This is a genomic window from Thalassolituus sp. (assembly GCF_034111725.1).
In the GTDB taxonomy this organism is placed as follows: Bacteria; Pseudomonadota; Gammaproteobacteria; order Pseudomonadales; family Oceanobacteraceae; genus Thalassolituus.
Genome location: NZ_JAWUWR010000068.1, coordinates 16,168 through 32,628, shown reverse-complemented (window position 1 = coordinate 32,628; position 16,461 = coordinate 16,168). Strand labels below are relative to the sequence as shown.

Annotated in this window: 14 protein-coding genes and 1 pseudogene; 10 read left to right on the top strand and 5 right to left on the bottom strand. The window is 43.9% G+C overall.

Translation table 11 applies throughout. The features are described 5' to 3' along the window. From UXZ23_RS11720 to UXZ23_RS11710, 3 genes are all read left to right on the top strand, one after another. Positions 1 to 608 (top strand): imm11 family protein (locus tag UXZ23_RS11720; RefSeq protein ID WP_320820750.1); only part of this gene is annotated, 608 nt, incomplete at its 5' end. 327 nt (positions 609 to 935) lie between these two features. Further along, positions 936 to 1,529: a glycoside hydrolase family protein gene (locus UXZ23_RS11715; protein WP_320820749.1), complete on the top strand. Its 594-nt coding sequence runs from the start codon at positions 936 to 938 to the stop codon at positions 1,527 to 1,529. After that, on the top strand, positions 1,526 to 2,329 hold the full coding sequence (locus UXZ23_RS11710; protein WP_320820748.1) for a hypothetical protein: 804 nt from the start codon (positions 1,526 to 1,528) through the stop codon (positions 2,327 to 2,329). The genes UXZ23_RS11715 and UXZ23_RS11710 overlap by 4 nt, the downstream gene beginning before the upstream one ends. Before the next feature lie 783 nt (positions 2,330 to 3,112). Here UXZ23_RS11710 and UXZ23_RS11705 read toward each other — a convergent pair. After that, complete coding sequence (locus tag UXZ23_RS11705; protein WP_320820747.1) at positions 3,113 to 3,583, bottom strand: NADAR family protein; 471 nt, start codon at positions 3,581 to 3,583, stop codon at positions 3,113 to 3,115. Positions 3,584 to 3,814: 231 nt separating this feature from the next. On the opposite strand from UXZ23_RS11705, the gene UXZ23_RS11700 reads away from it, so the two are divergent. Further along, positions 3,815 to 4,570: a hypothetical protein gene (locus tag UXZ23_RS11700; protein WP_320820746.1), complete on the top strand. Its 756-nt coding sequence runs from the start codon at positions 3,815 to 3,817 to the stop codon at positions 4,568 to 4,570. Between the two features lie 28 nt (positions 4,571 to 4,598). Here the strand turns inward: UXZ23_RS11700 and UXZ23_RS11695 are convergent, their stop codons facing one another. Continuing rightward, a complete protein-coding gene (locus UXZ23_RS11695) occupies positions 4,599 to 5,180 on the bottom strand; it encodes an SRPBCC domain-containing protein (protein ID WP_320820745.1) in 582 nt (193 codons plus the stop codon). Between the two features lie 93 nt (positions 5,181 to 5,273). Here UXZ23_RS11695 and UXZ23_RS11690 point away from each other — a divergent pair, with 93 nt between their 5' ends. Further along, positions 5,274 to 5,678, top strand: coding sequence for a GNAT family N-acetyltransferase (locus tag UXZ23_RS11690; RefSeq protein ID WP_320820744.1), 405 nt, complete (start codon positions 5,274 to 5,276; stop codon positions 5,676 to 5,678). A gap of 130 nt (positions 5,679 to 5,808) precedes the next feature. On the opposite strand, the gene UXZ23_RS11685 is transcribed toward UXZ23_RS11690, so the two are convergent. Beyond that, entirely contained in the window at positions 5,809 to 6,750 is a 942-nt protein-coding gene (locus UXZ23_RS11685; RefSeq protein WP_320820743.1) for a LysR family transcriptional regulator, read from the bottom strand. Between the two features lie 101 nt (positions 6,751 to 6,851). On the opposite strand from UXZ23_RS11685, the pseudogene UXZ23_RS11680 reads away from it, so the two are divergent. Further along, a pseudogene (locus tag UXZ23_RS11680) lies at positions 6,852 to 7,781 on the top strand (aldo/keto reductase); the annotation flags it as partial. Here the strand turns inward: UXZ23_RS11680 and UXZ23_RS11675 are convergent. Continuing rightward, entirely contained in the window at positions 7,745 to 8,440 is a 696-nt protein-coding gene (locus UXZ23_RS11675) for an FMN-dependent NADH-azoreductase (RefSeq protein WP_320820742.1), read from the bottom strand. The pseudogene UXZ23_RS11680 and the gene UXZ23_RS11675 overlap by 37 nt on opposite strands. A 123-nt stretch (positions 8,441 to 8,563) precedes the next feature. Between UXZ23_RS11675 and UXZ23_RS11670 the strand changes: the two genes are divergently transcribed. Continuing rightward, positions 8,564 to 9,445: a LysR substrate-binding domain-containing protein gene (locus tag UXZ23_RS11670; RefSeq protein ID WP_320820741.1), complete on the top strand. Its 882-nt coding sequence runs from the start codon at positions 8,564 to 8,566 to the stop codon at positions 9,443 to 9,445. Between the two features lie 287 nt (positions 9,446 to 9,732). Continuing rightward, entirely contained in the window at positions 9,733 to 11,886 is a 2,154-nt protein-coding gene (locus tag UXZ23_RS11665; protein ID WP_320820740.1) for a glutamine synthetase III, read from the top strand. Between the two features lie 73 nt (positions 11,887 to 11,959). On the opposite strand, the gene ald is transcribed toward UXZ23_RS11665, so the two are convergent. After that, positions 11,960 to 13,081: an alanine dehydrogenase gene (gene ald / locus UXZ23_RS11660; protein ID WP_320820739.1), complete on the bottom strand. Its 1,122-nt coding sequence runs from the start codon at positions 13,079 to 13,081 to the stop codon at positions 11,960 to 11,962. Between the two features lie 342 nt (positions 13,082 to 13,423). Between ald and UXZ23_RS11655 the strand changes: the two genes are divergently transcribed. Beyond that, complete coding sequence (locus tag UXZ23_RS11655) at positions 13,424 to 14,026, top strand: hypothetical protein (protein WP_320820738.1); 603 nt, start codon at positions 13,424 to 13,426, stop codon at positions 14,024 to 14,026. Positions 14,027 to 14,235: 209 nt separating this feature from the next. Beyond that, positions 14,236 to 16,461, top strand: a complete 2,226-nt coding sequence (locus tag UXZ23_RS11650) for a TonB-dependent siderophore receptor (protein WP_320820737.1) — start codon at positions 14,236 to 14,238, stop codon at positions 16,459 to 16,461.

Genomic DNA, 16,461 nt, shown 5'->3' with positions numbered 1-16,461 from the left:
TGCTCCCTAGCGAAAACGCTAATGGCCTTCATGTTCTGGACTCTACCACTGTATATAAAGACTGCGCTCTCATTAAATCAGGGCCCAATAACACACATGTATATCAATTAAACCCTATCCCTGATTTCTATATCGCTATGTCGATAGCCATTAAGAAGAAACGGGCAAAAATTCTTGATGTTATGAGGTATTCCAAATTTCTATTAATTTCTGAAAAAGCCTTGAAAATATTAGATGACGTTGATGATGTGCGGCATCAGCGCTTACCTGTTGATATTACGTTATGGGATGGCAGTAAGCTCGAAGGAAATTATCATTTAGTGCGCCCGCTTAGAAGTGTCAAGTGGGAGTACTATACAGGTCCTGATATCAATTCAACTAATGTGCATGTTAGAAGAGAAGCTCGCTATTTTAGGGGGATAAATGCGTCTGTTGATGTTAAAGAATTTATATCATCGCAACCTCTTTGGATTAGCAGGAAAAGTACACCGTTTATCTTTGTGGGAGAGCGCTTGATATCGGCCTTGATCGATGGTGGTTGCAGTGGTGTTGATCTCGAACAAATGGAAAAAATTAAAAAGAACAGCGGAGCGTTGACATATGTCTGATCCTGATTTGCGTAGAGATGCAGTAAATTATATAGAGACGCAACAATTGATCTGAATATGAGAATTAGGCCTTAGAATGATATCAATTATGAGCTAATTCCCTCAAAATCGCAGAATTCATAGATCAGTACATTTCAGAAATCATTGTTTCTTGATTTCCTTCAAATGTCGAATAGACACGACACAACCAACTTAAAATAAACAAATATTAAATTTCGTACTTATTACAGAAAGAAGCATAATCACATTAGTTCATTACTGATTTTTGAAGTATAATTCAGACCATTTGCAATTTTATGCGCTATTGAGTCAATAAGGAGATGAATCATGGCAACGACAGAGGAAAAGAAAACCCTACGAGCTAAGCTTGAGAAATATGAAGGCAAGTTAAATCATATGTATCTCGACTCTAAAGGATATGTCACCATTGGTGTTGGTCATTTATTAAGCACAGTTGAAGAGGCACAAAAATTAGGATTCAAAGATAGTAATAATTTAAAAGCAAGTACCGAAGCAATAAAAACAGATTACGATGAAATTAAAAAACAACCGGCAAATCGCTTAGCAGTTTTTTATAAAAAGCATACCAAGCTCACCTTACCGGAGATTGATATAAATGCTCTTACAGATAAAAATATTGCTTCATTTGAGGGTGAGCTTAAAAGGATATACAGTGATTTTGATACTTACCCCGTAGATGTGCGGCTAGCCCTGTTCGATCTAATTTTCAATTTAGGAATGACGAACCTCAAAAATAAATGGCCAACATTTAACACGGCTATCAAAGCAAAAGATTGGCAAAAGGCGGCAGACAACTCCAGCAGAGCAGCACCTATTTCAGCAGAAAGGAATAAGTACGTTAAAGATTTACTGGAAAAAGCGGCTAAAGCAAAGAAAGATACAGGCGTAGCAGCACTATGACAAAGAGTAAAATTATGTTTTTTTTAGATAAAGAGATTTTTAGATTTCCTTTGGTATTATTAATCTCTGGTTTGGCTATAGGCTGTTCGGCGGCAAATGACGGAATTAGTGATCGAGAGGACGGTGAATATTCAACTCCAACGCTTACCGCTCAATGGACAGATGCATTTGCTCTACCAGGATTACTGGCCGACGATGTAATGACTGTCAGTCAACAGGACATTCAGACTCTTTTCACTAAAAAATGGTATGCCAGTATTGATGTCAAAAATACTCTTAAACAAGGAATTTCAACACTTAGCAGTTGTGAGATGTATTTTAATAACAAAACATCTGATCTTCGGGCTATACGCGATAATGAGCAGTCTGCATTTCTTGAACTTACGTCAGCTTGCGAGGCAGGACGGCTAATTTCTAACGCGGCACCCTCGTCTAAGACCTACCTACCCAAACAAATTATATCTAACGATATTGCTTCACAGCTGCCAAAAAATCTCGCCTTGGTCACTTCAAAATCCGAGTGGAAATCTGTGATGACTAACGCTTCAAAACAGTATTGGGCAGATATAAATACAATCGTAGAATTTGAACGATTATCTGATTACCAAGCTGCTTATTTATCTGATGGTGGCAAACAAGTACTTAGCGAAATCGCTCGTGGTGACTTCGACTCCGATGGCTATGAGGATGTACTACTGAAGATTGAAGACAGCTTAGAAGGAGGCTCATATTCAAACATTAGGCTGTTTGGACTAACTATTACAGTCGAAGGGAAATGGCGATTATTGGCACAGTACTAGTCTTGTTCAATTTCCTCACGGCAGCTGTTTTGAATTACTCAAAATCAACTGGAGCCACGCTGTAAGTTGATCTTAATTGCCGCGCCAGCAGCGAATACCTACTATGAACATATCGGGTTTAGTAATAATCCGCGCTGTTGGGTATTAGAACGCGACACTTATATTAAAAACTAAAAAATGAAAATGGTACTTGATCAATGGATTCACTAATAGATTCCCATGAAATACTTAAACTCTTCAAGAACACGATTGGATATGTTTTTTGCATCATTCTTATCTTTGAAGGCACTAAACGTGTATTCCTAAAACCAAGACGTAGATATTCATTTCTTCTTTTATCTCTTGGGATTTCATACGTAATGATCTTCAGTACAGATTATTTTCACTATGCGAATAAGTTTGAAAAGGTATCGAGGCCATCAGATAAATTCAGTCCGAATCCTAACATCCCCGAGGACTGGAGAGCCGAATTACCCCCAGACGAGCGAGAAAATTACTCGAAAATAATGGCGAGATTTTACTATAAAGAAACAGGCTCTTTGACAAATTACGTCGATCAAACCGGAACTTGGAGGCCGTACTGCCCCACCGACGATGATGTAAAAATGAGAGATATAAATATAGAGTATAAATTTAAGTTAAAAAATCTAGAAAATAGTTACCGTAAAGCTGCTTGGAACTTGATAATAACGGCTATTTTCTCTGCTTTATTTGGATTTTTAGCCTCCAGAAAGATGATCTAACGCTAATCATCAAAAAGCGGGAGATCTGTTTCACTCCCGCTCATATGCTCGCCTTCTCTGCCAGCAACTTTGCCCTAATACCCATCAGCAATTTACCAAATTCATTATCGCCGCGCAGATCACGGCCACCGCCCCAGAAGTAGTCGTACTGACTAACTTCTTTAATGGCTAGATCGCCAGAATCCAACAACACTTGCGCCACATCCGGATGGGTACGGCATTTGATGTACGTGCCGCGGGTCATATAGGTGACGCTATTCTTTTTCCAGTTTTTGCGTTTTTGGTGTTTTCTACTTTTGCCTAGTTTGGATGCTTCGGCTGGATGAGACGCCTGACGGATTTGTTCGCGATACTCGGCATCGTCGAACTTCATGGCTTGGTAGTAATGCTCTACCGAGGGCCATTCAAAACCATCCAGCTCAAATGCATGTTTAGAATATGAGGCTAACGGATGGGTGGCATCGTCGCGTGTTAGGGTCAGTAGATTTTCATCTTGTCGATCAAAAAACATAGCGCTCGTCCGAATAAATCAATGGCAGTCCAATATTATATAGACTTCTGCTTAGAAGTATTTAGCCAATTACCAGTGCGGCTTAAACTTACCTGCCTTACCAATATGTCGCTCGGGTAATGTATGCGTTGGTGCAAATTAAAGTAAAGGTAATCGCTGATTTCTATCCCTATGCTAGTCTGACACGCAAGAACTCCCTCTCTATTCCACTGCTTATTTTGGATTTTTCTTATGATGAATCAAGCTCTGTCGCGTGTTCCTCATATCATTTTCTTGTATTGGGTTATCAAGATAGCATCGACTACGCTTGGCGAAACTGGTGCAGATATGTTCTCAATGACATTCGATCTTGGCTATGGCGTCACCATCGCAATTTTTCTTAGTTTGTTCTTGCTGTTTTTTGTTGTGAAGATGTCGTTACGACGCTACGAGCCGTTCACGTATTGGCTAACCTTTACTGCGACGGCCATTGCTGGAACAGCCATATCGGATTTTATCGACCGCACATTGGGCTTGGGCTATGCCGTTGGCGCACTGCTCTTGTTGGCGTTGCTCATCGTTATTTTAACGGCTTGGTACAAGGCTGAAGGTTCGTTGTCGGTCGAAAATATTCGTACCCCCAGCGCGGAGACGTTTTATTGGTTAGCCTTTTTGATTGCAAATACCTTAGGAACGGCAGCGGGTGATTATTTAGCCGACGATCTAGAATTAGGCTTCTTAACCAGTGCCTTGTTGATTGGTTCGATACTTGGCGTAATCGTCTTATTGCATTTTTATACTAAGGTTTCGACTTTGGTTTTATTCTGGATTGCGTTTGTGCTTACGCGGCCATTTGGTGCGACCTTTGGTGATTTGCTGACCAAGGATCTGGATCATGGTGGCCTTGGTTTTGGTACAGTCAACAGTTCTATTGTGTTTGCGGTTATTCTTGCAGTCGCGCTGTATTTTGAAATCCAGCGCAAACGCGAATCTGGGCGTTTAATTTAGGGCAATAGCCTAATCACAATGAACATGCCTACCAAAAAGATAATGCTCTGCGCTCTGCTTCAACTTTTAACGCTTCGGTTTGTTTCTCAAACCCCTCAAGTGCGAAATTGTAAGAGAAATCAGAAAATGCGCCACAGAAGGTTTCTTCGGTTTCATACAGTGTCGTATTTGAATCAATTTTGCTGACTATTTGCGCTCGAACAGGCCCGCCTAATTCCTCTGCCGATGAAATCGTTGATTGATAACGAATAATACCGCCGTTGCGAAATAGGTTCGGTTCTAGTGAGACTACCGTTCTCTCTGGGCTCATTAATATTCCAAATCCTAACGGATTCGGTACTATAAGATCGAATTCTGCACCGGCCTGAGTTATGTCTACACCATACGGTTCCACTCTTAATATAAATGGATTCCAATCAGGGTATGAATCAACATCGGTAATTGTTTGAAAGACGGTTCGAGCAGGGGCTTCTATTTCTATACTCGCTCTAGCAGTTTTACAAAAATCGGCCGAAGCCATAGGTGAAACTATTATTGTTAAAAACAATATTGCCGGCGAAAATGATAAGTCTTTGGCTTTAATGGGTACATTTAACATTGAGGATGTCATGGCTTTCGTCTCTTATAATTATTTATGCGATAAACAATACTAAGGTTCGACATTTCGGTAAAGTATCTAAAAATACAAGATTCAGGATCAATCATGGAAGTTATCTACCAATTCAAGACAAAACAAATAGAGCAGCTTCATCATCTCTATCAAAGCGAATGGTGGTCAAAAGGCCGTAGTCTTGAAGAAACGCATCGCTATATCCATGGTTCACAGATATGTATTGGTATCCTTGATAAAGCAGAGACGCTGGTCGGTTTCGCTAGAGTTATTACAGATTTTACCTTTAAAGCATTTATCTTCGATGTCATCGTAGCGAAAGACCGTAGAGCCTGCGGCATTGGTAAAACCTTACTTGATTTAATTCGATCCCACCAAGATCTAAAGTATGTACAACATCTAGAACTGTATTATTTACCGGAGCTTGAGGAGTTTTACGAGAAGCTTGGTTTTTCGTCGAAGGTTGGAAGAGTTAAATTGATGAGGATAACTCGCTAGATCGTTAATCTCTTACAATTTCACATGTTACGCCCCATACCTAAACCACCCTTTCCCGTCGCTTGCACCAAATGGATAAAATTGGCTATAGCGTCACTCGAAATTCATATGGCTAATATACTCAAGGAAATCAGCCGCTCAGCAATGCCTGATTGCGATCGACCAAATCAATCAAAAAATCCGCGACGGCGCGTATGCGGCGCGAATGATTTAAGTCAGACTGAACCACTAAGTAGATAGACTGCTCAATCCCAATATTGGAATCAATACACAGCAGTCCCGTATCCAACGTAACAAAATGAGGCAAAACCGCTAGCCCCAGTCCCGCTTTGGCGGCGACCACCTGATTTGTCAGCGAGGTCGTTGTCAGTACCGGCGCACGGCCTCGTAAAATCCGCTCAACCCACAGCGCGGCTGGCAATTGAGTTTCCATCTCACCCCAAGTGATAAAACGATCGCTATCGTAACTGCCAGTATTCGGATGGGTCTCACGCTGTGCTGCATATTCAGCGCTGCAATAAAGCCCATACCCCAATGTACCCAAGCGACGTAGCGTGACATGCCCAGTGTCGGGTTTAACCATTCTCAGCGCCAAATCCGCATCGCGACGATGCAAATTCACTGTCGCACTGTTGGTCAGCAGCTCCAGCGTAATGCCGGGATATTGTTGATAGAACTCAGGCAATGCCGGCAAGATAAGTCCATTGGCCAAATTCTCAGCGGTCGCCAAACGCACGCGGCCGTTTAAGGGTTCTTGAACAGAAACTTCTGACGAAAAATCAGCGGCGGCTATTTCCAATGCTTCGGCCTTGGCGATTAATCGACCACCTTCCTCGGTCAGCTGATAGCCCGATTGTAGACGCACAAACAGCGGTAGCTTTAACGCTTTTTCAAGGCGCTCAATACGGCGAGACAGTGTCGCGATCCCCAAATTCAGTTCTGTAGCGGCACCACTTAACGTACCGTGGCGGGCAACGGCAAGAAAAGCCCGTGTGTCATCCCAGACCCAGCCTTGCGGCATCTGTTTTTCAAATTCGGAAATACGATTACCGATATCGTTCATTTTTTTCATTATTGAATAATGCCACAGTATTCATCGAGTTGATAAGGAGACATATCATGAAATAAAGAACACTCGGTCGCGATTTAACGGTATCGGCCCTCGGTTTAGGCTGCATGGGCATGAGTGAGTTTTATGGCCCAAGAGACGACCATCAATCCCTTAAAGTGCTGGCGCGAGCTGTTGACCTTGGTATCGACTTACTCGATACCGCAGACACCTATGGCCCGCATCATAACGAAGAGTTAATTGGCCGCTTCATCGCCAACAACAAGCCTAAGGTTCGTATCGCCACCAAGTTTGGCATTGTTCGTAAACCGGGTGAATACCAGCGTACCATCGACAACAGCGCGAGCTACGTTCGCAGTGCCTGCGAAGCTTCGCTCAAGCGATTGGGCATAGAACAAATTGACCTTTACTACGTACATCGCATCAACCCAGAGCACCCCATCGAAGAAACGATTGCAGCATTGGCGAGTCTTGTAAATGCCGGAAAGATCGCCCATATAGGACTGTGCGAAGTCAGCGCCGAAACACTGCGCCGTGCTCATGCCGTACACCCCATCACCGCCGTACAAACGGAGTATTCGCTTTGGTCGCGAGACGTCGAACAAGACATCCTGCCCACCTGCCAAGAACTTGGGATTGGCTTTGTACCTTATTCACCTCTTGGTCGCGGCTTTTTAGCGGGCCGATTTCAGAACACCGCTCAGCTAGACGATGCCGACTTTAGAACCAAGCTGCCGCGATTTGAAAAAGACGCCATCGAAATAAACCAGCGTATCGCCAACACCATCGCCGAATTAGCCCAGCAAAAAGGCTGCACGTCTGCGCAGTTAGCCCTCGCGTGGCTGCTATCCAAAGGCCCCAATATTGTGCCCATCCCCGGCACCAAACAAGTTAAGTACCTAGAGCAAAATGCAGCGGCGACAGAAATTAACCTGACACTCGCAGAACAACGGCATCTCGAAACCCTCACCGCCAATCTTCCCGTTATCGGTCAGCGCTACACCGTAGAAGGTATGAAAGGGTTGAATTCGTGAACGGCCAATTGTTCAACCAACGCGACTATTTGGGCACGAGCATTATTAAGTGAATCAATATGTCGTTGATCACCAAACTCTTGATACTCAGAGCGAATTTCATAGAATTTTTCGACACCCAAATATTGACTCGCAACTTCAATATGTGGGCCTAAATGATTCATTTTTTCTCTTATACCGCCGGCATGAAAACCAAATTCACCACAGGATGTAAGAAGAACCATTATTTTTCCGCACAAAGTGGATTGCAGCGGAAAATCCCCTCGATCTAAATCAAAATCAAAGGTTTTATTGACTCGAATAACCTGATCAAACCATGCCTTTAGTGCCGCAGGCATTCCATAGTTATACATAGGCGTTGATAACAATATAATATCGGCTTTTACCACTTCAGCGATGAGTTCATCCGACAACGCGGTTAACGCATTTTGCTCAGGCGTTTTCTGTTCATCTGGTGTAAATACTGCCGCGATCCAATCTTCACTAATAAAATTCGGTGGATTTTCGCCCAGATCTCTATAGATGAATTTTGTATTGCTCTCTATTGCAAGCCACAGCTGTCGAAAGCTATCTGCTAAAGACCGTGATATGGAGTTTCGGTGCTGTCTTGATTTATCAAGCTTTCTTGCGCTTGCATCTATGTGGAGTATCGTTGTCATAAAACCTTCCTTATTAAGTTTTCCAGCAATTAAAGGTCGTATGATGATGTGATCTACAGCTGTGATTGACAAACGATAATTTCTTATCTATAGATGAGTTAATTTCATCTATACGGCCAAACTATGTTTTCTCATCTACCTCCACTCAATAGTATTCGAGTGTTTGATTCGGCAGCAAGACTGTTAAGTTTTAAAGCGGCCGCTGTAGAATTAAATGTCACACCGACAGCCGTCTCGCATCAAATAAAGGCATTAGAAGAAAGACTTGGAACGTTACTGTTTGAACGGAAAATACGGGCAATTGAATTAACTCCGGAAGGAGAGAAACTGGCAAGGGCTGCCTACCATTCTTTGCATCAGATTTCTGACGTACTAGAAGAAATATCCAACAACCAAACCATATTAACGGTCAGTACAACCGCATCATTTGCTGCTCAGTGGCTAGTGCCTAACCTAGACAAATTCTATCGACAGCATCCCGGAATTCATGTCGTGATAAAAACAAATGAGCATCTTGAGGACTTACAAAAAAATAAACGAATTGATCTCGCTATTCGTTATGGACAGTTTGGTGCCATTAAATATGGCACCAAACTTGTGACCGAACGTTTTGGCATGTATGCAACCAGCCAATACCTAAAAGATTTCCCATTGATTGAAGATGCGACTCTAATAGAAACTACCTGGCAAAATCCAGACCTACCTCGAATAACTTGGGATAAATATTTTCCGAACGATAATTTCAATAAAATGAAATTAAAAATCATGTCGTACGATCAAGAACATCATGTTATTCAAGCGGCTTTAGCAGGACAAGGAATTGCGCTCGTCAGTTCGCTCTTAGCTCACACCGCCCTGCAAAACGGATGGCTGTCACCACACCCAACTGGAGAAACCCTAACAGGATTGACCTACTATCTGCTGACGACAGAACGCCATAAAAATACTCTAAAAGTAAACGTTTTCCGTGATTGGCTGCTGGAAGAATTGGAACGATACCGTTAGCTGAGGCCGCTCCAACAAGTGCTAGCCTAGTACAGTTGAAAGCTGAGCTGGCCATTTACAAAGCATTCTATCCAATCAGCAAGATAACAGTGTCCCATCAAATATGGTTTATCGCATCACTATCCAGCCAACCTATTTGGCAACTTTGCGCCACTGCATATTACGTAAGTAGCTGCTCCTTGGTTCGGTTATTGCTAAACATATTCCAGCAGATGGTCTATTGAGCAGTTTCAGACCACAACTATTTACGAATTCACACATAAAAAATGAATCTTCAGGGGAAGTGTATGAGCGGTAGTCAATCTCGTTTTAACGCAATTGCAGAAATCAGTAATGCAGTACCATTTGAAACCAAAATGACCGATTCACTGAAAAAAATCTGGGCAACCGATGTATTCAGTTTGGCTCAGATGGAAGAATCACTTTCTAAATCTGCGTTCAAAGCAATGAAGAAAACGGTTCAAAGTGGTGCTGCATTACCTAACGACGTAGCCGATGATGTGGCTGCGGCGATGAAAGATTGGGCGATGGCGAAGGGCGCTAAATTCTTCTCACATATCTTCTACCCAATGACCAACGCCACCGCTGAGAAACACGACGGATTTATTATTACCAATCCGGAAGGCGCTGCAATCACTGAATTCTCTGGTAGCTTGCTAATCAAGGGCGAGCCTGATGGTTCATCGTTCCCGAACGGCAGCCTACGTATGACCAACGCAGCGCGTGGTTATACCGCTTGGGACCCGACAAGCCCTGCGTACATCATGCATACGCCTAATGGCGCTGTGTTGATGATTCCAAGCGTATTTATGTCTTGGACAGGTGAAGCACTGGATAAAAAAATCCCACTACTACGTTCTAACGCAGCGATGAACACAGCGGCTCAGAAAGTACTGGCGTTAATGGGTGAAGATGAAATCGCTACCCTAAACTCTAGCTGTGGTGCAGAACAAGAATACTTCTTGATCGACGAAAAATTTGCCAATGCGCGCCCTGATATTCTGCTCGCAGGTCGCACTTTGTTTGGCGCATCACCAGCAAAAGGTCAGCAGTTTGATGACCATTACTTCGGTGCGATTCCTGAGCGTGTTCAGGTATTCATGCAAGATTTCGAAGATAAGTTATATCGCTTAGGAATCCCTGCGAAAACCCACCACAACGAAGTGGCTCCTGGTCAGTTTGAGATCGCGCCTTACTTCGAATCAGCAAACATTGCATCAGACCATCAACAATTACTGATGACCTTGATGAAAACCACAGCAAAACAGCACGGTTTCTTCTGCCTGCTACATGAAAAGCCATTCGCGGGCGTAAATGGTTCAGGTAAGCACGTTAACTGGTCGGTTGGTAATGCGACTCAAGGCAACCTGCTTGATCCTGGTAGTACGCCAAACGACAACCTTAATTTCTTGCTATTTTGTGGCGCAGTTATTCGTGGCGTGCACAAGTTTGGCCCGTTATTGCGTGCAGTTATCGCATCAGCGTCGAACGATCATCGTCTAGGTGCTAACGAAGCACCCCCAGCGATTTTATCGGTTTACTTAGGCGACCAATTAGAAAAAGTATTCGACGACATCAAGACCGGCGCACTGCATGTTCCTAAAAGTGGCGGCCTAATGGATCTGGGCTTGTCGCAAATTCTCAAGTTTGAACGCGATCCCGGCGACCGTAACCGTACTTCTCCATTTGCCTTTACCGGCAACCGTTTTGAGTTCCGTGCCGTCGGCTCATCACAGTCAGTTGCTGGCCCTCTTGTGGCTATGAACACTATGCTAGCCGATTCATTAGAGTGGATCGCTGAAAAGCTAGAAGCTCAATTGGAAAGCGGAAAGGACAAAGCAGCGGCGGCTTTTGCGGTTATCAAAGAACTGATGGAACTGCACAGCAACGTTATCTTCGGTGGTGACGGCTATTCTTCTGAATGGCATAAAATGGCGGTAGAAGAACGCGGCCTAAGAAATACACCAACCACTGCCGATGCATTACCAGCATTGAAAGAAAAAGAAGTCATCGATTTATTTGAAAGTACTGGCGTACTTACGCCAACTGAATTAGCTAGTCGTTTTGAGGTTTATGCTGAACAGTATGTTCTTTCGATTGAAGTAGAAGCTAAGCTGGTAATTGAAATGGCCACCACCATGATTTATCCAGCAGCGGTTAAATACTTGTCGAGCATGGCATCGACTGGTTTTACTCTTGAATACTCACCAGCCACCAAAGTGGCAGCCGCTGCCACTGCTATGATGGCATCGGTTGAAAAGCTCAGCGCGGCATTAGAAGCCGAACACTTCGATACCACCGAAGCACACATGAGCTTCTTAGCCGCTGATGTACGCGCATTAATGGTAGATATTCGTACATCTGCCGACTTGCTAGAAACATTGGTCGCAGACGAGTTATGGCCACTGCCTAAGTATCGTGAAATGCTGTTTATTAAGTAATAATTATCGACTTAATTAATAGCATTAAATGTAATAGCACTGAGGTAAAACTCAGTGCTATTTTTTATTAATTTTAAGCGTTATTAACCAGGATTTTTCTATCAGCTAACTCCATTCCTAAGCTACTAGCAACCTCTGGCGACGTTAGCTTTCCTGCAAAAACATTGAGCCCCTTCATCAAATGCGTGTCATCCAACAAAGCCTGCTTTGTGCCTTTATTTGCCAAAGCCAAAGCAAACGGTAAAGTCGCGTTGTTTAGCGCTAGTGTTGAGGTTCTCGCCACGGCTCCCGGCATATTTGCGACACAATAATGAACGACACCTTCTTCTACATACGTTGGGTCACTGTGCGTCGTTGGCCGAGCGCTTTCAACACATCCGCCCTGATCGATAGCCACATCCACGATGACAGAGCCGCGTTTCATTGTTTCTAAATGACTACGTCGCACTAACTTGGGAGCCGCTGCGCCGGGCACGAGCACAGCGCCAATGACAAGATCCGCTTCAGGTAAGCAATCTTCCAAAGCAGTAACCGTCGACAGCACGGTCTGTATACGATTACCGTATTGCTGATCTAATTCGCGCAAGCGCGGCATGGATGTATCCATAATGGTGACATCAGCTCCCATACCAATGGCCATCATGAGCGCATTTACACCAACAACACCCGCACCAATAATCAGTACGTTCGCAGCGGGAACGCCGGGAGCACCAGATAACAAAACGCCGCGACCACCAGCTTCCATTTCAAGGCAATGAGCACCAGCCTGCACAGCGATACGGCCAGCAATCTCAGACATAGGAGCCAATAGGGGAAGTCGTCCAGCGTTATCAGTAACCGTCTCATAAGCAATACAGGCGGCACCGCTAGCCATCAAGCCACGAGTTAATTCGGGCGCAGGCGCAAGGTGCAAGTAGGTAAACAAAGTATGATGGGGCTTGAGCAATGCAACTTCTTGCGGTTGCGGCTCTTTCACTTTAACAATTAGTTCAGCTTCTACGAATACAGCAGCCGCGTCCGGCGCGATAGCGGCTCCGGAGTTGAGATACGCATCGTCACTAAAGCCGATAGCATGTCCTGCGTTGGTTTCGACCCAGACCTCGTGACCCGCTTGTATAAGCTCACGAACACTCTGCGGCGTTAAACCAACGCGATATTCATGGTTCTTGATCTCTTTCGGAACGCCAATACGCATAATCCATCTCCATGAGCCGACTTAGTTTCAGCATAGCAACGAACTGGTGCAGTACACCATCGCTATTCGTATAGTGCATGTAACAGGAGCTATTGCATAAAATAGTCCAATCTCTCTCTGTCGAACACCCGAGGTAAACAATAGATTCGCGAGTTAATACAATTTTCTAATTGCAATCCCCTTACAACACAAATGGTCAACAAGCCAAAATACGACATACTCTAAAAGATGGACGATATAACCTAAATATTAAGTAAGAAACTCATAGCACGATAAATTCAATCGAATTAATATTATGCGCTTCCCAACCAAACCCTTTTATAGAAATGCAAAGGACGCCATATGGATATCACCTCAGATCAAGTCGTTCAGCTAGGAAAAAATATTTTATTCTTCAATAACGGAGGAAAAAATGCTGCATGGATGACTAAGACGTCCGCAGCTTTCCCTGAGAAAGGTGTAGAAGACTATTATTTATGCGGAATGACCTTGGTAGATACCGCTAGCGGACAAGGTCTTGGATTTAAAGCTGAGCAAGTTAATTTCGATTCAAAATATATTAATTTTCAAGATCAAAAAACGTCCATGGCATGCGCCGACAATGTAAAAGTACTGGCCAGCGGTGGCTTTAGTGGTTGTATTTTTCAGTTATGGCGTGACGATAAAGGTTTAGCATGGGGAACACATGTTTATAAGGGTGTGGACGTCAATGCAGACATTTCGCTCGCCGCAAAAGCCAAAGGCTGGACCTTACTTTACAGCATAGATACCGCAGGCAAAGGTAAGGATGGCTCTGAAATATTTGTCGTTGCCGTAATGGGAACGAAAAATGCCGACATCATTTCTCAGCGAATAAAGAACGGTAAATGCGAGAAGTTAGTCGACTGGTACACAGTTTACGACTGGAAAAAAGCCGCAATACCAGGGATTGTAGAAGCAAGTTAGCACTACCATCTTTCTGACCTAGCAATTCAAAGCTGAGTTGATCAGCTTTGAATGTCCCTCACTAATCAATCCCCCTCTCACGCACTTTCTCTTTTCCACGTCCTCGCGTTTTCTATTCGTCAGACACACACTTAGATGATAACAACTATTATTTGCATTATCGTTATCATCTAATATAATGGCCGCAAATCGATCACTGAGGAAAGCTCATGAAGTTATTTGACGGCACTGATTGCAAGCAATTTAAGCGTCACCCACTAAGCCACGCGTTATTAGCTGTTGCAGCATCAACCATATTCACGTCAACATCGACTCATGCCGAAAACGAACAAGAAGTAATCAATCTCGATACGATTTCTGTTTCCGCAGAGCGACCAACTGACGGCACTGAGCGCACAGAACAACTAAGTGATGCGATTTACACCGATTCAACAACGCGCTCGTCCGCTGGATTGTCTTTAACGGTTAAAGAGACACCACAAAGCATTAGTGTGTTCAGCCGCCAACGCATGCAAGACCAAAACCTGAGCACATTAAACGATGTGTTATCTCAAACCTCCGGAGTTTCGGTTAAAGAATACGACAGTGCTCGGCAATACTATTACTCACGCGGCTTTGAAATTAATACTATTCTTATTGATGGCGTACCTACCCTCTTTGACCCAGGCTGGGGAACCGGTGAGAACTCGGCAAACACCACTATTTATGACCAAGTTGAAGTCATTAAAGGTGCCACCGGCTTAATGTCTGGTAGTGGCAATCCATCTGCAGCGATCAACCTTGTACGCAAACGCGCAGATAGCAAAGAGTTCACTGGAACAACAGACTTAGGCTTAGGTAGCCGCAATGAAATTAGCGCAACACTCGACCTAGCGTCGGGTTTAAATGAATCAGGCAGCGTGCGTGGCCGTACGGTTATTCACCGTGAGCAGCAAGATTCTTTCCGAGACGTTGGTGACAGCACTCAGAACATTATCTACGCCACGACAGAAGCTGATCTATTAAAAGATACAATTCTGACATTAGGCGGCAGTATTCAAGAAAATATTAACAACGGCGCGACTTGGGGAGGAATTCCGGGCTGGTACGACGACGGTAGTCGCACCAATTATAGCCGTTCTAAAACCACGTCGGCTGACTGGACTTACTGGAATACGACACACAAAAACGTGTTTGCCGAAGTTGAACACAGCCTAAATGAAAAATGGGATTTAAATGCCCGTTATAACTACGGTACTTCGGACGCTGAATCACGATTACTATACGTAACCGGTAACCCAAACCGCGCAACTGGCGACGGAATTACAGCATACTCAGGCGGCAACTTCGGTACCCAGTCTGATTACAATATGTTGGATCTTTTTGCGTCTGGCTCGTATGAAATGTTTGGCCGCGATCAAGAAGTGTCTGTTGGCGTATCCCGTTCTGAACGCCACTTTACAGCCCTCTCCGCATTCGCCAGCAGCGTAGCACCCATTGGTGACTTTAATGAATGGGATGGCAAGAATTATCCTGAACACGTTTGGGGCGAACGATTTCTATACGAAGAACAAATCGACACCCAGACGGCGCTATACACATCAACACGGCTTAACTGGACAGAACAATTTTCGACCATCATTGGTGGTCGCTTAACCAATTTAGAAATTGATCGTAAAGCAGCGGCTTATAATGAAGCACAAGTCATTAAACACAATGGTATTTTCACTCCTTACTTGGGATTGTTGTATGCGTTCAATGACACTTATACCGCTTACGCTAGTTACACCGAAATTTTCTCGCCTCAAAATGAACGCAAGCAAAACGGACAACCGCTCAATCCGATTTCTGGCAACAGCTATGAACTGGGGGTAAAGGCAGGTTTTGTAGATGATCAACTGTTGGCAACGGTCGCTGTATTTAAAACATTACAAGATGATTTAGCAACAGTTGACGGTAGCAGTACCGTCAATGGTTCCGTCGATCAAGCATACAAAGAAGCGGAAGGTGCAACGTCGAAAGGCTATGAAATAGAATTGGTAGGCGCACTAACGGAAGCATGGGAAGTTCAGCTCGGCTGGACTAAATACCAAGTTGAAGATGCTCAAGGCGAAAAAATAAATACCGAGCAACCTCGCAGTATTTTCAAATCATACACTCGCTATCAACTTCCCAGCGCACTTAACAAAATAACAGTCGGTGGCGGCATTAATTGGGAAAGTGAAAGCTATTCAACCGCAACTAACCCAGTCTCTGGTACCCCTGAAAAAGTACAACAGGAAGCCTTTGCCTTGGTATCCCTCATGACCAAATACCAAATAACCCCAGAATTTAGCACACAACTGAACGTCGATAATTTAACCGACGAAACCTATTACACCAACATAGGAACATTCGGCCAAATCGCATATGGATCTCCACGTACAGTTTCTCTTTCTGCCAAATACAACTTTTGA